Below are 19,005 nucleotides of genomic sequence, written 5' to 3' on the forward strand. Positions count from 1 at the left end.
GCATCATGGCGCCGTTCCGTCCCAGGCCGCTCCGGTCAAGGCCGCTCCGGTCAAGGCATTGAGCGGGATCTTGAGATAGCGCCGGCCATTTGCCTCCGGCTCGGGCAGGCGGCCGCCGCGGATGTTCACCTGCAGCGCATGCAGGATGAGCTTGGGCATGGGCAGCGTTTTATCGCGGGCCTGGCGCAGGGCGACGAACGAGGCCTCGTCCTGCCCGGCGACATGCGGGTTCGTCAGCTTTTGCTGGCCGACCGTGCTCTCCCAGCGCGGCGCGCGGCCTTGGGGCTGGTAGTCATGTCCCGTGAACAGCCTCGTGCCGTCGGGCAGCGCGAGAATGGCCTGGATCGAGGCCCAGAGCGCGCTGGCGCTGCCGCCGGGGAAATCGGCCCGCGCGGTGCCGGAATCGGGCATGAACAGCGTGTCGTGGACGAAGGCGGCATCGCCGATGACATAGCTGATCGAGGCCAGCGTGTGCCCCGGCGAAAACAGCACGGAGGCCTCCAGCGAGCCGAGCCTGAACCGCTCGCCATCGGCGAAGAGCCGGTCCCATTGCGAGCCATCGGTGGCGAGGTCCGGGAGGTTGTAGAGACGCTTCCAGAGTTTCTGCACGGCGACGACCTGCGCGCCGATCGCGGTCTGCGCGCCGGTCTTGCCCTTGAGATACTGCGCGGCGGAGAAGTGATCGGCATGGGGGTGGGTGTCGAGGATCCATTCCACGCGCAGGCCGTGCTCATGGATGAAGGCGAGGATGGCATCGGCCTGGGTCGTGGCGGTCGCGCCCGATTTCTCGTCATAGTCGAGAACCGGATCGATGATGGCGCAGGCCTTCGTCGCAGGATCAACGACGACGTACTGGATGCTGCCGGTTATGGGCTCGTAGAAGCCGGTGACCTGTGGCACCTGGGCCGCGTGACGGTCGAGCCAGGCCTTGGCACCGGTGAGGTCGAAGCCGAGCGCCTGGCCGAAGCCGACCACCGCATCGGCCGATAGGCGACCCTCCAGGACTTCGCCCAGCACATGAAGCGTCAAAGCGCGGGTCCCGCTCTTGCAGTGGGCGAAGACTGGCCCCGATGCCTGGGCGAGCGCAGCACGGAAGGCTGTCACATCGGCCTCGGTGATGGTCGGGCCGGTCACGGGGATGAAGCTGTAGGCCATCCCGGCCTCGCCAGCCGCCTTCTTCTCGGCAGCCGAGCCCGGCTGCCCTGCCTCCTCGCCATCGGGCCGGTCGTTGATGACGGCCTTGAAGTCTTGCGCGGCAAGGGCCGGGAAGTCGGCCGTTGCCGGCTGGCCGGCGACCGAAAGCGCTTCCGAGATTTTGACGAGGCGCATGACCGGTCTCCAAGGTCGGGCTGGCAATAAATATATACTTTCATATAATATATATTGAAGCAGCGCAAGTTGCGGAACCGCCTGTGGCCGGCTGCGTTGAAAAACTCCGCCCGATCCGCCGGTCTTCAGCGCTCGCGCGCGCCCCAGATGATCGGCCGATGGCTGCCGTTTCATTGCCAGGACTTCAGATTGCCAGGGCTTCAGATTGCCAGGGCTTGGATTGCCACGGTTTGGCAAGAAAGCGCGATAGGCGCAGTTCAGGCGATCTGATCGCCGCCGCCGCTCCAATGGAGGTGGGTGCGCATGAGCGCGGCGGCTTCGGTTCGGTCGCCTTTTTCCAACAAGTCGAGCAGCTGCAGATGCTCGTGCGTGTGCTGTTCGACCATCCGGAGGTCAGGGATGAACTTGTAGGCGAAGAGGCGGCGAACGCGATTGATGCGTCGAAGCGTCTCGACCAGGAAGGCATTGCCCGAGCATTCGGCGATGGCTTCATGGACCTCGCAGCCGAACCGGAACATTTCCGAGAGGGTGAAGACGCGCATGCCACCGGCCTGCACTCGCTTTTGATGCTCGCGCACCGGCCCCATCAATTCCGCGTTCCACTGGAAGGTCGGCTCAAGGATGCCGCCGGGCTCGATCATCATGCGCAGCCGCCCGGTCTGGGCGTAGGCCAAGGGGCTGTTGAGCGTCTGGGTGAACTTCCAGCCATATCCGCGCAGGCGCTCCACCCAGCCCTCCGCAGCGATCCGGTCGAGCAGGCGCAGCAGCTCGGCGCGCTTCAGATCATAGCGGCGCATCAGCTCGGCCTCGCTGGCGGTATCGGGCAACGCACCCGTCAGCCGGTCATTGGCGATGGCGAGGTAGGCCGCCTCGCTGGTATCGCCGGCCCTGAGCGCCCTCAGCGCGATCTCGGAGTCGAGATCCTGTGCCAGTACGAAGCCTTTATTGGGAACCGCTTCGGCCAGTCCAGACTGCGCGAGCGAACGCAGGGCCGCGCGAACCGGACCACGCGAGACGCCGAGCCGATTGGCCAGCCGGTGTTCGTAGAGCCTGTCGCCGCGCCGGATGTTCTCGCTGCGCGCAATCTCGACGATCTGGCCGGCCAACTCCATCGTCTTGGCCGAAATCGGCTCAATCTCGCTCATATCCGCCTCGCGCCGCCTCAACGCGCTCCCGCTCTTTCCAGGGGAAACAGCTATCAGCCCCCCGTTGACAATCCAATCGGCCATTTTGTATTTCTATGCGACAAATAACAAAATAATCGATCTAGGGTGGTCATGCGCGACGTTCACATCTGCGAGGTCGGGCCTCGCGACGGTCTCCAGCTCGCCCGGCAGGTCATGCCCACGGCAACCAAGCGCGCGTGGATAGCAGCGCTGGCGCAATGCGGATTTCCGGAGATCGACGCGACGAGCTTCGTGCCGCCGCAGGCGTTTCCGCAATTCGCTGATGCCGCCGAGATCGTCCCGGCGGCCCTGGAGGCGAGCGCGCAATGGCGGGTCGGCGCGCTCGTGCCCAACGCCAAGGGCGCCGAGCGCGCCATCGCGGCCGGCGCGCAGATGCTCTATTGCATCGTCTCCGCCAGCCACAGCCACAGCATGGCTAACACGCGCCGCTCCCGCGATGAGCAGGCCGACATCGTCGGCAGCATCGTCTTGCAGGCGAGGGCGCGCGAGGGCACGCAGCCGCATGTGATGGGCGGTATCCCGACTGCCTTCGGCTGCTCGATCGAGGGGCGGGTGGCGCAGCGCGACGTCTGCCATGTCGCGGAGCTGCTGGCGGCGCGCGGCGTCGATGAGATCGGCCTCGCCGACACGGTTGGATATGCCGATCCCGCTCTCGTGCGCTCGCTGGTCAAGGCCGTCCGTGGGGCCGTCGGTCCGAACATGCCGATCCGCCTGCACTTCCACGACACGATGGGGCTTGGCCTGGCAAACGTGCTCGCCGGGCTGGAAGCCGGCGTCACCGCCTTCGACGCCGCCTGCGGTGGATTGGGCGGTTGTCCCTTCGCGCCCGGCGCGTCCGGCAATATCGCGACCGAGGACCTCGTCTTCATGCTGGAGCAGATGGGCCTGCGCACGGGCATCGATCTCGGCAGGCTCCTCGCGGCGACGGAAATCCTCGCCGCTGCCTTGCCGGAGGAGCGGATCAGGAGCCATCTCCGTGAAGCGGGCCTGCCGAAAGTCTACGGAGTCGCCGCATGACCGCGCTGCCATTGGAAGGCGTTCGCGTCATCGAGTTCTCGCAGATGGTCATGGGCCCGTCCTGCGGGATGATCCTGGCCGATCTGGGCGCCGACGTCGTCAAGGTCGAGCCGCCCAAGGGCGACCGGACGCGCTACTTCAAGAGCGTCGCCTCGGGCTTCTTCAACACCTATAGCCGCAACAAGCGCAGCGTCGTCATCGACACCACCACGGAGGAGGGGCAGGCGACAGCGCGCAAACTCATCATCGACGCGGATGTCCTGATCGAGAATTTCCGCCCCGGCCTGCTTGGCCGCTACGGGCTGGACTATACGTCGCTGGCCTCAGAGGCTCCAGGGCTGATCTACTGCTCGCTCAAGGGCTATCTGCCGGGCCCTTATCAGAACCGGCTGGCGCTCGACGAGGTCGTCCAGATGATGGGGGGCCTCGCCTTCATGACCGGCCTGCCGGGCAAGCCGATGCGCGCCGGCGCCTCCGTCAACGACATCATGGGCGGCATGTTCGGCGTCATCGCCATCCAGGCGGCGCTGGCGCAACGCGCCCGCACCGGCAAGGGAGCCTACATCCAGAGCGCCCTGTTCGAGAACAACGTCTTCCTGATGGCGCAGGCGATGATGTTCGAGAGCGTTACCGGCGAACGCTCGATCCCATGGTCGGTCAAGGAGTCGCCCTGGCCTGTCTATGACCTCTTCGACACGAGGGGCGGCGAGAAGATCTTCGTCTCGATCGTCGGGGAGGAGCATTGGGACGGGTTCTGCCGTGCCTTCGGGCGCGAAGCCTGGCTGGACGATCTTCGCCTGGCGACCAGCCAGGGCCGGGTCGACAACCGCAGCTGGATCATTCCGGAAATCGCGGCGATCGTCGCGCAGCACGACATGGCGCAGCTATGCCCCATCCTCGAACGTCTCGGCCTGCCATTCGCGCCTGTGAACAGGCCGGGCGATCTCTTCGACGATCCGCATCTCAACGCATCCGAAGGTTTGCTCGAGCTCACCCTGAATGACGGGCGCAAGGTGAAGACACCGGCGCTTCCATTCACCTTCAATGGCCAGCGGCTGAAGAAGCGCCGCGATCCGCCAGCCGTCGGCCAACACACGCAAGAGGTTCTGGCGGAACTGCAAGACCGGAAAACCGGCACGTCACGATAGTCACTGTCTCGGGAGGACATCATGGATTTCTCACGCCGCCACCTGCTTGCCGGTGGTTGTTCCATCGTCGGAGCCGGCTTGATCCCTGCCACAGTCCGGGCGCAGGCAGGCATCGCCTCGCTCGCCTATGGCCCGTCGACGGCCGTCTATGCGCTTGGCGCGATCGCGGAGGCGCGCGGCCTCTTCAAGGCCGAGAAGCTGGATTTCAAGCTCATCGTCGGCAATGCCGGGACACATGGCCGCCAGACGCTCGCCGCCGGCCAGGCGCTCTTCGCCCATGGCGATGCGAGCCACCCATTGCAGCTCTCGACCCGCGGCAAGCCATGCAAGATCATCCTGGCGACGCAGATGATCTCGTCCATCGCCAATATCGTCGTCCGCAAGGACCTGTATGATGCGGGCATCGACAGCGTCGAGAAGCTCGCTGCCTATAAGCGCCCCAATGGCGGCAAGCCGATCATCGCCGCGACCGCGATCGGCTCCGGAACCTGGATGTACGGCACCTACACCTTCGAGGCGAAGGGGCTCGGCGACAAGGTCACCTGGGTCGCTGGCGGTGGGCTGAACACCATGCTGCCCGGGCTGGAGACCAAGCAGTTCGACGCCATCATGGGGGTACCCGGCTGGGTCCTGGAGGCCGAGACCAAGGGCTTCGGCAAGGCGATCTTCGACACCTCGAAACCAGGCGTCTTCGTCTCGGCCTATGGCGGCACGGTGCCCGTCCTGGTGATCTATGCGCTCACCGAGACCTGCGAGCAGGACAAGCCGACCGTCCAGGCCTTCGTCAACGCGATGTACCAGGCGATGAAGTGGGTGAAGGCGACGCCGATCGAGGAGGTCTATGCACTCGTCGGCGAGAAATACTTCGGCGGCCAGAACCCCGACGCGGTCAAGGCGGAGCTCGGCTTCGACAAGCAGACCTGGGATTATGACGGGCGCATCGACAAGGCCTCCTTCGAGCGCGGCGGCAAGGTCTGGTACCGGCCCGGCACGGACATCCCGCCGGCGAAATACGAGGACATCGTCGATATGAGCTTCCTCGACGCCGCTCAGGCGAAATTCAAGTGACGCCGTGATGGGTGCGCCGCAGCGAATGAAACTCGCAGCGGTGAATGCGGCCAGCGAACGCGTCCGCATCACCGTCCAGGATCTCGACAAGCGCTACGGCTCCGGCGAAAGCGGCGTCACGGCGGTCGACAAGGTCTCTTTCGAGGTCAGGCAAGGCGAGTTCGTCGCTCTGCTCGGGCCATCCGGCTGCGGCAAGAGCACCATCCTGAACATGGTGGCCGGTCTGATCCCGCGCAGCGGCGGTCATATCGCCATCGACCAGGACGAGGTCAGGCCAGGCGAGGTCAACCGTAAGGTCGGCTACGTCTTCCAGCGCGACACGGTGTTCCCGTGGCGCACGGTCGATGCCAATATCGGCTACGGGCTTGAAATCGCCGGCGTCGGTGCCGCCGAGCGCAAGGACAAGGTCTCCCGCGCCATCGCAACGGCCGGGCTGGAGGGGTTCGGCGGCAAGTTCCCGCGCATGCTCTCGGGAGGCATGCGCCAGCGCGTCGCCTTGATGCGCACCCTGATCATGGAGCCCGAGATCCTGCTGATGGATGAGCCGTTCGGGGCGCTCGACACCCATACCAAGCTCGAAATGCACAGGACGCTGCTGGAGATCTGGGAGCGCGAGCGGCAGACGGTCCTGTTCGTGACGCACGATCTCGGCGAGGCGCTGACGCTGGCGAGCCGCATCATCCTGCTCTCTGCCCGGCCCGGCCGGCTCAAGGAGGATTTCGAGGTTCCTTTCATCAGGCCGCGCGACGCGGTCTCGCTGCGGGAAACGCCGGAATTCGGGCGGCTCTACTCGCATATCTGGCATTCGCTCGGCGAAGAATTCAGGCGAACCAAGGCGGACTGACCATGAAACACAGCTCAGCCAAAGTCCTGTTCTGGCAGCTCGCCATCCTCATAGTCGCGCTCGGCACCTGGGAGTGGGGCTACGGCCTGCGCAGCGTCGCCGCGCTCAAGCCATTCGTGCCCGGCATCCTCGACCCCTATTTCATCTCCAAGCCGTCGATGATCTGGGCGAGCTTCCTGAAGCTGAGCTGCCTTGGGGATCAGGCCGGCTTCGGCGCCTGCTTTGCGCGCAACGACAATAATCTCTGGCTGGCGCTGCTCGTCACGCTCAAGAACATGTCGTGGGGTTTTGCGCTCGGGACCGTGTCGGGCGTGCTCTGCGGCCTGATCCTCGGGCGCTCGGACTATCTCTCGCGGATTTTCCAGCCTTATGTCGTGGCGATGAACTCGGTCCCGCGCATCGCGCTGGTTCCGCTGATCATCCTGATGTTCGGCCTCGGCGACATGTCGAAGATCGTCACCGCCTGGATCGTCGTCTTCTTCGTGGTCTTCTTCAACACCTTCGAGGGCACCCGCGCCGTCGACCGCGACCAGATCGCCGCGGCAAGGCTGCTCGGAGCCTCGGAGCTGACCGTGCTGCGGACCGTGGTCGTGCCCTCAGCGCTGGCCTGGGTCTTCGCCTCGCTGACGCCGGCGGTCTCCTTCGCGCTGATCGGCGTCATCGTCGGCGAGTTCATCGGCGCCGAGCGCGGTCTCGGCAAGCTGATCATCGAGGCCGAGGCCCGCGCCAATGCCGCCGAGATGATGGTCGCGATCTTCGTCATGATGGTCGTCGGCATTGTGCTCGCGACCATCGTCCGCCAGTTGCAGAGCTATCTGCTGCGCTGGCAACCGCAATTCGAGAGCCAGAGCTGACCTGCCATGCACGCGATCCGATTTGACGGGCGCATCCTGTTCCTCTCGGTCGACCCCGATGTCGTCAGGCGCCAGATCCGCGGCGAGGACATCGATCTTGCCGGGGCAGGGCGGCTGCGCGACGACATCTCGACCGACGAAATCACGCCGCTGCCGTCTCTCGTCCACTATGACGATGAGATCGGCCGGCATGCGCATACCGGTTTCCGTGCGGGCGAGGAGCATCCCATTCCCCTCGACGGGCTGCGCGACGGCGGGTTCGGCATCCTTGTCGCGGGCCGCCGCTACGGCAAGGGCTCGTCGCGCGAGCATTCGCCGCTCGCCGAATACACCGCCGGAATCCGGCTGGTCATTGCCGAGAGCTTCGAGCGGATCTACCGCCAGAACTGCGACAATATCGGCCTGTTCACTGCGACCGATCTTGGACTGGTCGAGAGGATCAAGCAGGGAGAGGCCATCCCGCTCGCCGAACTGCTGGAGGGCCGCGACATGTTGGCGGCGGACATCCTGTCGGCTGGCGGCCTGCTGACATACGGCCAGAACAATCTGATGGGCCTTTCACCGCGGCCGGCGGCCCCTGCCGCCGAGCCGCGAACGCTCGCCCAGAAGATCATCGAGCGCAACATCCTCAGCCGTGACGGCCAGGATTGGGACGCTGCGCCCGGCACGGGCGGCTTCGTGCAAGCGCGCTTCCGCTTCATCCACGAAATCTACACGGCGATGGCGGCCCATATGCTCCACCGCCACTATGGCCGGCCGCTGCGGCTCCACGAGCCGGAGTCGATCCTCTGCTTTGAGGATCACAACTCCTACGCCCACCGCTCTCCGACGCATGTCAGGCGTAACCTGCTGCCGGCGATCCGCCGGCTCTCGCAGGGCCACCGCGCCTTCGTCAGCGACTACGACCTGAAGGATCATGGCTATCTGCCGGGGGAGGAGGGTTCGGAGGGCATTTCGCACGCCATGATGGCGGAGAGCTACGCCATGCCCGGCGAGATCTGCGTCGGTACGGATTCGCACACGCCGCATTCAGGCGCAGTTGGCTGCCTTGCCTTCGGCGTCGGGACCACCGACATGGCGAACGCCTTCATGACCGGCGCAGTGCGGCTCACCGTTCCAGAAACCTTGCTGATCTGGCTCGACGGCGCGCTGCCCATAGGCGTGACGGCGAAGGATGTCGTCCTGAAGCTGCTGGCCGAACCGCGCATCCGCGCCGGCCTCGGGCTCGGCAAGGTCTTCGAGTTCGCCGGGCCCGCCACGACCGCCATGTCGGTCGACGAGCGTGCGACCCTGACCAATATGACGGCTGAACTCGGCGGCTTCACGGGCATCGTCGCGCCCGATGCCGAGACGGTTCGCTTCATCAAGGAGCGCCGCGGCATCGATACCGTGCTGGAGGATTGGATGAGGAGCGATCCCGGCGCTCCCTATGCCGCGACGCTGACGCTCGACTGCTCGTCGCTGACGCCGATGCTCGCCGCGCCGGGCGATCCCGGCAACGGCATCGCCTATGGCGATCTAGGCCAGCCGGTGCCAGTCGGCATCGCTTATGGCGGCTCCTGCACTGCCGGCAAGCGCGATGACTTCGACCAGTATCACCAGGTCCTGTCCTGGGCGGCGGCGCACGGGCTCAAGGTGCGCGACGGCGTGACGTTCTATCTCCAGTTCGGCACGCTTGCCGTGCGCCGATATTGCGAGGAGCGTGGTTATCTCGAAGCCTTTCGCCAGGTCGGCGCCGAATTGCTGAACCCGGCCTGCGGCGCCTGCGCCCAATGTGGCCCTGGTGTGTCCTCGAGCGGGGACGAGGTCACGATCAGCGCGATCAACCGCAATTTTCCGGGTCGGTCGGGGCCCGGCAAGGTCTGGCTGGCAAGCCCGCCAACCGTGGCGGCGAGTGCGATCGCCGGAGAGATCATCTCTTTCGGCGAGCTCAGGGCCCGCATGAATCGTTCCTGATTGTCTCGCTGAATCGGGCGGCTGCTTGCGCGACGCGCTCATCCAGTCCGGCGGGGATGGTGGCGAAGGTCCGGCTTCCGGAGCTATGCCAATCTCCGCTCCCTGCCGATTGTGTTGAAGAAGCCCGCCCGATCGCCCGCCTTCAGCGCTTGCGGACGCCCCAGGTGATCGGGCGGTTGGCCGGCCAGGAGACGTAGCCCTCGACGCGCGGATGCACCGCCTCGATGATCGGTGAGAAGTAGAGCCCGACGATCGGCACATCGGCCTGGACCTTGGCGTGGAGCGCGGCGAAGAGCTTGCCGCGCACGGCTGGGTCGTCGGTCGTATCGAGCTGCCCGAGCAGGGCGACCGCCTCGGGATCGCCATATTGCGCGGTCTTGAACCGGGCCTTGTCGCCGACGAAGGCGGCATACATCAGGGCCGGATCGAAGCGGCCGGAATAGCCGAAGGACTGCATCTGGAAACGGCCGTTGAGATAGTTCGACAGCTGCGTCGCCCAGTCGATGACCTCGAGCTTCACGGCAAAGCCGGCGCCCGCCAGCATCTGCTCGATCATCACCGAATTCTGGTACATGGCCTGATACTGCTTGTTGGTCTGGAGGCGCAGTGGCTCGCCCTTGTAGCCGGCCTCCTTCAGCAGCGCCCGGGCGCGCGCCGGGTCATAGGCCGGCCAGGCCGCGAAGCCTGCATTGTAGAAGGCGGTCGAGCTGCTCACCGCCGAGGCGTTGGCCGGGGCCATGCCGAGCGTCTGGGCTTCGGCGATCTGCTTCAGGTCGATGGCGTGCGCGATCGCCTGCCGAATCTTGACGTTCGACAACAGCGGATCGTCGGTCTGCAGCAAAAGCGCCGACCAGCCGAGCCCCGGCGTGCTGAGGATGCGCATGCCGCGCTGCTTCATCGTCTCGATCTGGTCGGGTTCGATGTCGTGCAGGATATCGACGGCGCCGGTCAGCAGCGCCGCTTCACGCGCGCTCGAATCGGGGATCACCTGGAACAGCACCTGCTCGACCAGCATGTCGCGGGCGCCGGAAAAGCCGTTGGCGGGTGCGGCGCTGCCGCGATATTCCGCGAATTTGTCGAGCAGGACATATTCGGCGCGCCGCCATTCCCGCAGCTTGAGCGGGCCGGAGCCGATCGGTTTGGACCATTTACCCTCGGTGTCGACGCTGTCGGGATGCATCGCCAGCACATGGCATTGGATGTTGGCGAGCTGCTTCAGGAAGATCGCGCTCGCCCGGTCGAGCTTGAACACGACGGTCTGCGGATCCGGGGTTTCGACCGCCACGACCTTGGCGCCGGACTGGCCATTGAAGACAGGCTTGCAGGTCCAGGCGGAGGACTGGTTGAGCCGATCCCAGGACCATTTCAGCTCGGCAGAGGTCACCGGCTTGCCGTTGTGGAACGTCGCCGGGCGCAGCTTGAAGGAGTAGGTCCGGCCCTCGTCCGAGAGCGTCCAGCTTTCGGCCAGCGCCGGCCCGACATCGAGATCGGTCTTGTAGGCGACGAGCCCCTCGAAGAGCTGGTGGATCACCGTGTCGGTGTTGGTGTCGCGGTTGACGCCCGGCTCCAGGCTGCGGATATCGGCGTTGAGCGCGACGACGAGCCGGCTGGTCGTCGGGGCCGACTGGGCGAAGGCCGATCCGGTGGCCAATCCGACGAAAAAGGCCAATCCGACGACAAGAACTTGGCAGGTGCTGCGTCGCATGACCGGTCTCCTTCAAGAGTTTAAGCGAAAGCGTTTTCGAGCGAAGTGGTCACCGGTTCGCGTGAAGAAAACGCGGCAAAACAAAGCTCTGGAGCTGTTGACTGATCCGTTGGATCGGAAACGGCTCCAGGAATACGCATCATGGCTGCCGCATCGCCTCGGCCAGGAAATCGGTTACCGCCGGCAGCAACCCGGTATGGCGATGGGCAACGCCCTGCACGACGTCGTGGCGCACCGCGATGCCGTGGTTCTCGAAGCTCGCTTTGAGGGCACGCATGCGCTCGGGCCGGTTCACGCCGGCGATCTCGCCGTCGGGGCGCCATAGGGCTGAGCCTTTGGCCAGGGTGATCTCCCAGGTCTCGGTATCGTCGCCGCCGATGACCATCTGGACCGCGACCCGGCGCATCGCCTCGAGATTGATCGGGCGACCCATCACGGCCTCGAAATCGCGCACGCCGACCCAGAAATCATGCTCGAAATCGAGCAGCGTCACGATGCCCGGTGCGCCGATCGACACTGCCGAGAGGCGCTTGGGGTGCAGATAGAGGAAGCGGTGCGCGAAATGCCCGCCGCCGGAAAAGCCGAACAGCGCGAAACGATCGCCGTCGATCCGGTAGCGCGCCTGTACCTCTTCGACCATGGCGAGCAGGACCGCGTCATAGCGCACCGCTGAGGGCGTCATCAGCTTGTAGGAGGAGAGCTCGCCCGGGCTGGTGATGCCGGCAGGAAACAGCGGCGCCAGCACGATGCAGCGGCTGCGTTCGGCGAAGGGAATGAAATCGTCGCGATAGGCGACCATGTCGCGCATCGTGCCATGGACCGAGACCAGGAGGCGGTAGCGCTCCGTGCCGGCCTCGTCGTAATCCTCCGGCACATAGGCGCACCAGCTGAAGCGCGGATCGGCCTGGCAGGCATGGATCGTGGTGCGGCCGAAATCATAGGCCGAGAGCTTGACGCCGTGGCGCCGGACGAAGGCCATCAGAATGTTCCTGTCGGGTTTGGATCGCGCGGCGTCGCCCGGGGCAGATGCGCCTCGATGATGGCGCCGACGCGGAAGCAGAGATCCTCGCGGAAGCGCCCGGCGACGATCTGGACGCCTGCGGGTATCCCGCCCTGTGGAGCGGTCGGCACCGCAAGGCCGGGTAGGCCGAGCACCGAAATCGCCATCAGCGGGCTCTGCGCCGCCAGCACGCGGGTGGTTTCCGCAACGTCCCTGAGGTCGAAGCCGACAGGGAAGGGCGGCGCATAGGAGCACGGCATCACCACGACCGGATAGTCTTCGAAGAAGAGCTGCCAGTTGCGCAAAGCGAGCGCGCGCTCACCGAGCGCAGCCAGCGTGTCGGACGCGCTGTAGCCGGGAAAGGCTTCGTCCCAGAGCGCAAGCGCGCGCCGGATGCCGTCATCGCCGTTCTGTTCGATCAGCGGCTGGAGGTTCGCCATCACGTCGGCCGTGGCGAGCTTGCCCCAGAGCTCACCGATGCCGGCCAGGTCCGGCGGCTCGATCTCCTCGACGATGACGCCGGCGGCCGCGAGCGCGCGGCCGGCGCTGAGCACGGCTTCAGTCACGCCTGCATCGACCACGGCGCCTTTCGGCCGGGCCACCAAGGCGACGCGTAAGGGTCCGCGCATGGGCGCAAATGGCGCCGGCACGACGCAGCGCGGATCGCGCGGGCTCGGCTGCGCCATCGCCTCGAAGGCGATCTCGCAATCGCGCACGCTGCGCGTCAGCGGACCCTGAACCGCCATGAGCTGCGAGGAGATCGCGGCCAGCCCCTTGGCGGTCGCGTTGCTCGACGGCACCCGGCCATAGCTCGGCCGCAGGCCGACGAGCCCGCAGCAATAGGCGGGATAGCGCACCGATCCGGCGATGTCGTTGCCATGTGCGATCGGCCCGATGCCCGCGGCGACTGCTGCGGCCGCGCCGCCGCTCGATCCGCCAGGCGTGATGCCGGCATGCCATGGGTTGAGCGTAGCGCCATGCAGCGCGTTCTCGGTGTGCCAGCGCATCGAATAGCAGGGCGTATTGGTGCGCCCGATGATCACGGCACCCGCGGCGCGGAGATTGGCGACGACCGGGTTGTCGCTCTCGGCGACGAGATCGCGATAGGCCTCGACGCCGCCATCGGTCGGATGGCCCTTCTGGTCGATATTGCATTTGACCGTGACGGGGACGCCGTGGAGCGGCGCGAGCGTCTCGCCGCGTACCCTCATCGCATCGGCGGCGTCGGCCTCAGCAAGCGCTTCAGCATCGAAGCGCCGGATGACGGCGTTGAGCGTGCCGTTGACCGCATCCATCCGGGCAAGACAGGAGACGACCGCCTCGCGGCTCGACACCAGGCCAAGCGCGATCAATCGCCCGAGCTCGTGAGCCTCGAGCCGCCACAGGGCGTCCCCATCCGTCCGCTCGGCAGGCGATACCGCTAGGGGCGGGGGCGATGGCATCACAGGCTCCGGCTGCAGGTCCTCCTGGGGAGGCCAAGTCTTCCTAGAGAGATAACTGCTTCCTATGGAGGTCGAGAATATGTATTTTGTCAAACCATGAGACATAAAAAAATCGTCCCAGTCGCGCCGCCCCCCGAGCATCCGAGCAAGCTGCAGCGTGACCTGCTGCCGCGCATCCTCGAGATGATCCGGCAAGACGCACTGCTTCCGGGCCAGCGCCTGCCGGAGGCCGCCTTCGCACGCCGCCTCCAGGTCTCGCGCACGCCGGTGCGTGCCGCGCTGCGCCATCTCGCGGAGCGCGGCGTCATCGCCGCCTTGCCCAATGGCGGCCATGCCCTGTCGCGGCCGATGGGCGAAATCGCCGAGAGCGAATACGCAGCCGCCTCCGTCGATCTCGACGCCTATTGCGTCGCGATCGCCAGGGATCGCGTCGCCGGCGCGCTGCCGTCGCAAGCCTCCGAAGCCGACATGATGCGGCGCTATGATATCGGTCGGCCGCTGCTGCTGCGCGTCCTGAACAAGCTCGCCGGAGTCGGGCTAGTCGAGCGCCGGCCGGGGCATGGCTGGCATTTCTCGCCGCTGAACGACGATGCTGCGATTATCGAAAGCTATGCCTTCCGCCGCATCATCGAGCCGGCGGCACTGCTCGAAGCCAGCTTCGCGCCCGATCCGGCCTGGCTCGCCGATATGCGCCGGCGCCATGAGGCGATGCTGGCGCGGCCCTGGAGCGAAACCGCAAGCGTCGCGCTGTTCGAGATGAACTGCGAATTCCATGAAGGGCTCATCGCCGCCTGCGGCAACCGCTTTCTCCTGCTGGCCTTGCAGCAGCAGAGCCGGTTGCGGCGCTATGCGAATTATTGCTGGCGCTACGGGCCGCAGCGCGTCGCGGTCTCCTGCCGCGAGCATCTCGAGATCATCGCCCGGCTTGAGGCTGGCGAACGCGAGATCGCAGCTGTCTTGCTGCGTCGCCATCTCGACCGCGCCCGCGAGGTCAGTCTCTCCCCGCGCATCGCCAGTCCGGCTTAGTGGTCGTGATATGCATTTTATAAAGTCATAACGCTGTGTGTCATGTTTCTTCATTGCCCTGGGGCTCTCATGGGCCGTTAAATCCGCGAGGACTTCTTCCTTTCCCGATCCTTGCCCAATCTCGACGATTTGAACGCGCAGCTCCGCGATTGTCTCGACACGGTCGCCAACCGGGGCCGCCACCTTGGCTCGAGGCCAGCTAGGTCGAGGCTTGCTTGATCGCCCGGCGATATGAAAATTGCCGCCGGGCGATCGACGCGAGATCAGTCGAACCAAATATTGCGACCGATCGTCTGGAGGCTCAATCGATGACCTGGACGACGCGCCGCGTGCGCGGATCGACCAGGACGGTGCGATTGTTGACGACCGTGTAGCGATACTGGGTCGCGCCGTATTCGGCCGGCACCTCGTAGTACGTCACGCCGTCGCTCGGCAGTTCGACGCCGACCGACAGGGGCTGCGCGTAGGTATAGGACGTGCGCTTCTGGGTGACGACATATTGCTGGAAGCGCGGTGTGTTGTCGCCGATGATGGCGCCGACGACAGCTCCACCAACGCCACCGACAACCGCGCCGACCGGACCGCCAACGATGGCACCACCGACAGCGCCGGTGGCTGCGCCGGCAGCAACGCCACCCTGAGCACCCTGGGGATTCTGGGCGAAGGCTGTGGCGGGAATGAACGCAAGCGCGCCGATAATGGCCAGTTTCGTGAACATGGATTTACCCTCCAATGGCTCGGCGTTGAGACGATCCCCACGGTCGAGGCATTGCAAAATAAACATCCACCCAATCGCAATGTTCCATAGAGGTGAATTAAAACAACAATTAAATCAATAGCTTATATGAATATTTGTTCAGGATTGCAGTTTGGGCAACAAGGCAAAATCGGGGAACCCACAAGATCAGTCGATGAAACCGGAACATCGATGATCACCTGCCGTTCAGCAGGAGAGGCGCAGGCGACTATGCCTAGCTGTACAATTGGGGGTCCTGCCGATGACGCTTCCGGCCAAGCTTGGTTCGACCCAGGACATTAAGGCGCTCGCGCCTCATGGCACTGGATTGGGGACCTTCGGCGTGATCGCGTTGATTGTCACCGCGCTTTACGTCGGTCGCGACGTCTTCGTCCCAGTCGCCCTGGCGATCCTGTTCAGCTTCGTGTTGGCTCCGCTGGTCAAAGTCCTGCGGCGCCTGAAAATTCCACGCTCGCTCGCCGTCATAACCATTGTCGTCGTCGCGTTCGCAGGGGTCAGCGCGCTGGCAATGATGATGGCGACGCAGGCGACGCAATTGGCCTCCGATCTGCCGCGATACCAGAACACGATCCGCGAAAAAATATCGTCGTTGCGCGGCTCGGGCCCCGGAGGCGGCGTCCTGTCACGGGCGGCCGACGTCCTCCAGGAACTCGGGAAGGAGCTTGATAGGGCGCCCGAACAGCCGGTCCCCGAGGCTTTTGGAGCGCCAAAGGCTCCTCCTGAACAGCGCCCCATTCCAGTCGAGGTCCATCAGCCGAGTCCTGGTGCGCTTCAGACGCTTCAGGCGTTTCTGGTCCCGTTGATTCACCCTTTGGCGACGACGGGCATCGTGGTGATTTTTGTCATCTTCATCTTGCTTCAGCGTGAGGATCTCCGGAATCGATTCATTCGGCTGACCGGCGCCTATGATCTGCAAAAGACCACCGCTGCATTCAATGATGCGGCGTCGCGCCTGAGCCGGCTTTTTTTGACCCAACTTGCCGTGAACGCTGGTTTCGGGCTTGTCATTGGCCTTGGCCTCTGGGCAATCGGCGTGCCGAGCCCGGCGCTATGGGGGATCCTGACGGCGGTCTTGAGATTTATTCCCTATATCGGCGCGATCTTCTCCGCAGCCTTTCCTCTGACGATCGCGGCGGCCGTCGATCCGGGCTGGACGATGCTGCTCTGGACCGCAGCCTTGTTTCTGATCGCCGAGCCGGTCGCGGGGCATGTGATCGAGCCACTGATTTATGGGCAGTCGACTGGGATGTCCCCCGTTGCAATCGTCGTCGCCGCGACGTTCTGGACATGGCTATGGGGACCGATTGGCCTCGTTCTCGCGACACCTCTAACGGTCTGCCTGGTTGTACTTGGCCGTCACGTCGAGCGGCTAGAGTTCCTCGACGTCCTTCTTGGCGACCGTCCAGCCCTGTCGGCGCCGGAAATCTTCTATCAGCGTATCCTGGCTGGCGATCCCGCAGAGGCAGCAGACAAGGCCGAACAGGTTTTGAAGGAGCGATCGCTGTCGGCTTACTATGAGACCGTTGCGGTGGAGGGATTGCGACTGGCCTCCGCGGATGCCCTCCGCGGCGTCCTTGACGATGCCCGAATGGTCGGTCTCCTCGAAGCCGTTCGCGAGGTCGTCGACGATCTTGCCGATCACGACGACATGAAGCCACAAAACGGAAAAACCCCGACGGACGCCGAGACCGAAGCAACCATCATCGAGACAAACGAGATGCAGGGCACGGCGGACCTACCGATTCTGGCTCCCGAAGACCTGGCCGAAACCTACAGGACGCCGCAACCGGTCCTGTTCATAGCAGGGCAAAACCAGCTCGACGAAGCCATCGCAGTGATGCTGGCACAAGTCGTCGAGAAGCATGGGGTCTCAACGCGTATCGAACCTTCCACTAGCCTGTCGACGCGCAATATTTTCACGCTCAGCACCGATGGTGTGGCGCTTGTCTGCCTTTGCTATCTCAACGGCAATAGTATTGCGAACATGCGATATGCGGTAAAGCGCCTTCGGCGGAAGATGCCGGCTGCGACGATCATGATCGTGGTGCTAACGCTTGCGCCAAACGAGACTGGCGACCAGCTCATGGATGCGGCGAAGCCCGATCGCGTCGCCGTGACCTTCCGCGAGGCAGTCAGATTTTGTCTGGAGGACGCGGCGGATTCTTCTGCCGCGCCTGTGAGGACGCTTCAGGTCCTCGAATCTGCAAGCCAAACCTGACCGGTTATCTGAGGTTCATTCTTGGCCGGACTATCTGAATTTGCTGTTGGTTGTGACGATTCGCTTTCGAGATCCATTTGTCACGCTCAATGGCAGTCTTTGAGATGAGGCAGATTGAGAAACGAGATTTGTCGTATACCGGCACATTGTGCAGTTGACTTGGGTGTCGTTTTTGCCTGCCTCACTCGCCTTAAAGAGCCGTGGTCAATGCCTTGCGACACGCCAAGGCACAGTGAGCCTCGATACCGTATAGAGTTCAGTGCCCCCGCAACCTTTCCGATCGAGGCTCGCTGTGCCGTTTCGCCACTGGACATCAGATAGCCTGCGCCGCGCCATCCAGGCTGCGGGCGTCGCCCTGTGGTCATGGAACGTCGCGGAAGACACGTTCGTCATGGACGAACAGGGCTTCGAGATGTGGTCCGTGGAGCAGACAGATGACCTGAAGTTCGAGGACTTGTCGGCACGCATCCACCCAGCGGATCGCGACCGTGTCCGTGCTGCTTTCACTGCGACGCGCGGCGTCGAGGGCGCCTACGAAACCGACTTCCGCATCATGATAGGCGACGAAATACGCTGGATTTCCGCACGCGGCCTAGGCAACGATTCCGGCATGCATGAGGGACATCTGTACGGGATCTTCCTGGACGTGACCGGCCGCAAGCAGGCCGAGGAGGGCCATGAGCTCCTCGCCGGCGAGATGAGCCATCGGGTCAAGAATCTGTTGGCGATCGCATCGGGACTGACCCAGATCGCCTCCCGGTCGTCGAGCACGGCCGCCGAGATGGCCAAGGACCTGACGACCCGCCTGACGTCGCTGGGCAGGGCCCACGACCTGGTGCGTCCGCTTCCCGGCCATCAGGGCACCGCAGCCCTGCTCGGCGATCTGCTCTCGATCCTGCTGTCGCCATATGAGGATACGGGCGCATTCAGCGGTCGAATCCGTGTCGCGGTTCCCCGCATGGGCGTCGGTGAGGGCGCGGCGACCACGCTGGCGCTAGTCATCCACGAATTGGCCACCAACTCAGTGAAGTACGGCGCATTGTCGTCCAACGAGGGGACGCTGGACGTATCCGGCTCGCTGGAGGGCGACGACATCAAGATCGTCTGGATGGAGCGGGGCGGCCCCAGCGTCGAGCCGTCGAAGGTCAACGGTTACGGCAGCAGGCTGGTCGCCCGCAGCGTCAATGGGCAGCTCAACGGAGTGATCGACTACGCATGGGAACCGGAGGGGCTCATCGTCACGCTGACACTCAGGGTCGCGAAGCTGGCCAACTAGTCGACTGTGGCCAGCACCTTTAGGAGGTCATCCTCCGCATATGGCTTCCTGACGAACACGATCTTCCCTGGCATGTCGGCGACCAACGGCGAGACGCCGCCCGACGCCAGGATGAGCACGGCGGGCGGCATCGGCCCTTGGGAAGGTCCGGTTGCCGGCCTTCTTTGAAACAGACGCT

Annotated in this window: 15 protein-coding genes; 9 read left to right on the plus strand and 6 right to left on the minus strand. The window is 64.6% G+C overall.

The window, feature by feature from the left end:
• Nucleotides 1–3: 3 nt before the first annotated feature.
• Both blh and J2Y55_RS16235 read right to left on the minus strand, forming a co-directional pair.
• Nucleotides 4–1,329 carry a bifunctional sulfur transferase/dioxygenase Blh gene (gene blh, locus J2Y55_RS16230; protein ID WP_310155229.1) on the minus strand — a complete coding sequence of 442 codons (1,326 nt, stop codon included), beginning with the start codon at nucleotides 1,327–1,329 and terminating at the stop codon, nucleotides 4–6.
• A gap of 257 nt (nucleotides 1,330–1,586) precedes the next feature.
• Nucleotides 1,587–2,558 carry a GntR family transcriptional regulator gene (locus tag J2Y55_RS16235; RefSeq protein ID WP_310155233.1) on the minus strand — a complete coding sequence of 324 codons (972 nt, stop codon included), beginning with the start codon at nucleotides 2,556–2,558 and terminating at the stop codon, nucleotides 1,587–1,589.
• Nucleotides 2,559–2,606: 48 nt separating this feature from the next.
• Here J2Y55_RS16235 and J2Y55_RS16240 point away from each other — a divergent pair, with 48 nt between their 5' ends.
• Genes J2Y55_RS16240 through J2Y55_RS16265 form a run of 6 tightly spaced genes read left to right on the plus strand, consistent with a single transcriptional unit; the run spans nucleotide 2,607 to nucleotide 9,403 of the window.
• Nucleotides 2,607–3,533, plus strand: coding sequence for a hydroxymethylglutaryl-CoA lyase (locus tag J2Y55_RS16240; RefSeq protein ID WP_310155237.1), 927 nt, complete (start codon nucleotides 2,607–2,609; stop codon nucleotides 3,531–3,533).
• Nucleotides 3,530–4,681 (plus strand): CaiB/BaiF CoA transferase family protein, encoded by a 1,152-nt coding sequence (locus tag J2Y55_RS16245; protein WP_310155240.1) that lies wholly within the window; start codon nucleotides 3,530–3,532, stop codon nucleotides 4,679–4,681. Before J2Y55_RS16240 ends, J2Y55_RS16245 begins: the two co-directional genes overlap by 4 nt.
• Before the next feature lie 21 nt (nucleotides 4,682–4,702).
• Nucleotides 4,703–5,749: an ABC transporter substrate-binding protein gene (locus J2Y55_RS16250; RefSeq protein WP_310155243.1), complete on the plus strand. Its 1,047-nt coding sequence runs from the start codon at nucleotides 4,703–4,705 to the stop codon at nucleotides 5,747–5,749.
• A gap of 25 nt (nucleotides 5,750–5,774) precedes the next feature.
• Nucleotides 5,775–6,593 carry an ABC transporter ATP-binding protein gene (locus J2Y55_RS16255; protein ID WP_310155246.1) on the plus strand — a complete coding sequence of 273 codons (819 nt, stop codon included), beginning with the start codon at nucleotides 5,775–5,777 and terminating at the stop codon, nucleotides 6,591–6,593.
• A 2-nt stretch (nucleotides 6,594–6,595) separates the two neighbouring features.
• Nucleotides 6,596–7,447, plus strand: coding sequence for an ABC transporter permease (locus tag J2Y55_RS16260; RefSeq protein ID WP_310155251.1), 852 nt, complete (start codon nucleotides 6,596–6,598; stop codon nucleotides 7,445–7,447).
• Nucleotides 7,448–7,453: 6 nt separating this feature from the next.
• Nucleotides 7,454–9,403 (plus strand): aconitase family protein, encoded by a 1,950-nt coding sequence (locus J2Y55_RS16265; RefSeq protein ID WP_310155254.1) that lies wholly within the window; start codon nucleotides 7,454–7,456, stop codon nucleotides 9,401–9,403.
• A gap of 142 nt (nucleotides 9,404–9,545) precedes the next feature.
• Here J2Y55_RS16265 and J2Y55_RS16270 read toward each other — a convergent pair whose 3' ends face one another.
• The 3 genes from J2Y55_RS16270 to J2Y55_RS16280 all read right to left on the minus strand — a co-directional run bounded on the left by J2Y55_RS16270 (nucleotide 9,546) and on the right by J2Y55_RS16280 (nucleotide 13,550).
• The gene (locus J2Y55_RS16270; RefSeq protein WP_310155256.1) at nucleotides 9,546–11,108 is read right to left on the minus strand and encodes an ABC transporter substrate-binding protein; all 1,563 of its coding nucleotides are present in this window, start codon (nucleotides 11,106–11,108) and stop codon (nucleotides 9,546–9,548) included.
• A 139-nt stretch (nucleotides 11,109–11,247) separates the two neighbouring features.
• The gene (locus tag J2Y55_RS16275; RefSeq protein WP_310155258.1) at nucleotides 11,248–12,087 is read right to left on the minus strand and encodes an alpha/beta hydrolase; all 840 of its coding nucleotides are present in this window, start codon (nucleotides 12,085–12,087) and stop codon (nucleotides 11,248–11,250) included.
• Entirely contained in the window at nucleotides 12,087–13,550 is a 1,464-nt protein-coding gene (locus J2Y55_RS16280) for an amidase (protein WP_310155261.1), read from the minus strand. The genes J2Y55_RS16275 and J2Y55_RS16280 overlap by 1 nt, the downstream gene beginning before the upstream one ends.
• Before the next feature lie 96 nt (nucleotides 13,551–13,646).
• Here J2Y55_RS16280 and J2Y55_RS16285 point away from each other — a divergent pair, with 96 nt between their 5' ends.
• On the plus strand, nucleotides 13,647–14,576 hold the full coding sequence (locus J2Y55_RS16285; protein WP_310155263.1) for an FCD domain-containing protein: 930 nt from the start codon (nucleotides 13,647–13,649) through the stop codon (nucleotides 14,574–14,576).
• Between the two features lie 301 nt (nucleotides 14,577–14,877).
• Here J2Y55_RS16285 and J2Y55_RS16290 read toward each other — a convergent pair whose 3' ends face one another.
• Nucleotides 14,878–15,294, minus strand: a complete 417-nt coding sequence (locus J2Y55_RS16290) for a DUF1236 domain-containing protein (RefSeq protein ID WP_310155265.1) — start codon at nucleotides 15,292–15,294, stop codon at nucleotides 14,878–14,880.
• Nucleotides 15,295–15,574: 280 nt separating this feature from the next.
• Here J2Y55_RS16290 and J2Y55_RS16295 point away from each other — a divergent pair, with 280 nt between their 5' ends.
• Complete coding sequence (locus J2Y55_RS16295) at nucleotides 15,575–17,551, plus strand: AI-2E family transporter (protein WP_310155267.1); 1,977 nt, start codon at nucleotides 15,575–15,577, stop codon at nucleotides 17,549–17,551.
• Between the two features lie 292 nt (nucleotides 17,552–17,843).
• Entirely contained in the window at nucleotides 17,844–18,827 is a 984-nt protein-coding gene (locus tag J2Y55_RS16300; RefSeq protein ID WP_310155269.1) for a sensor histidine kinase, read from the plus strand.
• Nucleotides 18,828–19,005 lie beyond the last annotated feature (178 nt).

Source organism: Allobosea sp. BE125, from assembly GCF_031456075.1.
Lineage (GTDB): Bacteria > Pseudomonadota > Alphaproteobacteria > Rhizobiales > Beijerinckiaceae > Allobosea.

Coding starts and splice junctions, on each gene's coding strand:
- blh (WP_310155229.1), bottom strand. CDS start 1,329: ATGCGCCTCGTCAAAATCTCGGAAGCGCTTTCGGTCGCCGGCCAGCCG.
- J2Y55_RS16235 (WP_310155233.1), bottom strand. CDS start 2,558: ATGGCCGATTGGATTGTCAACGGGGGGCTGATAGCTGTTTCCCCTGGA.
- J2Y55_RS16240 (WP_310155237.1), top strand. CDS start 2,607: ATGCGCGACGTTCACATCTGCGAGGTCGGGCCTCGCGACGGTCTCCAG.
- J2Y55_RS16245 (WP_310155240.1), top strand. CDS start 3,530: ATGACCGCGCTGCCATTGGAAGGCGTTCGCGTCATCGAGTTCTCGCAG.
- J2Y55_RS16250 (WP_310155243.1), top strand. CDS start 4,703: ATGGATTTCTCACGCCGCCACCTGCTTGCCGGTGGTTGTTCCATCGTC.
- J2Y55_RS16255 (WP_310155246.1), top strand. CDS start 5,775: ATGAAACTCGCAGCGGTGAATGCGGCCAGCGAACGCGTCCGCATCACC.
- J2Y55_RS16260 (WP_310155251.1), top strand. CDS start 6,596: ATGAAACACAGCTCAGCCAAAGTCCTGTTCTGGCAGCTCGCCATCCTC.
- J2Y55_RS16265 (WP_310155254.1), top strand. CDS start 7,454: ATGCACGCGATCCGATTTGACGGGCGCATCCTGTTCCTCTCGGTCGAC.
- J2Y55_RS16270 (WP_310155256.1), bottom strand. CDS start 11,108: ATGCGACGCAGCACCTGCCAAGTTCTTGTCGTCGGATTGGCCTTTTTC.
- J2Y55_RS16275 (WP_310155258.1), bottom strand. CDS start 12,087: ATGGCCTTCGTCCGGCGCCACGGCGTCAAGCTCTCGGCCTATGATTTC.
- J2Y55_RS16280 (WP_310155261.1), bottom strand. CDS start 13,550: ATGCCATCGCCCCCGCCCCTAGCGGTATCGCCTGCCGAGCGGACGGAT.
- J2Y55_RS16285 (WP_310155263.1), top strand. CDS start 13,647: ATGAGACATAAAAAAATCGTCCCAGTCGCGCCGCCCCCCGAGCATCCG.
- J2Y55_RS16290 (WP_310155265.1), bottom strand. CDS start 15,294: ATGTTCACGAAACTGGCCATTATCGGCGCGCTTGCGTTCATTCCCGCC.
- J2Y55_RS16295 (WP_310155267.1), top strand. CDS start 15,575: ATGACGCTTCCGGCCAAGCTTGGTTCGACCCAGGACATTAAGGCGCTC.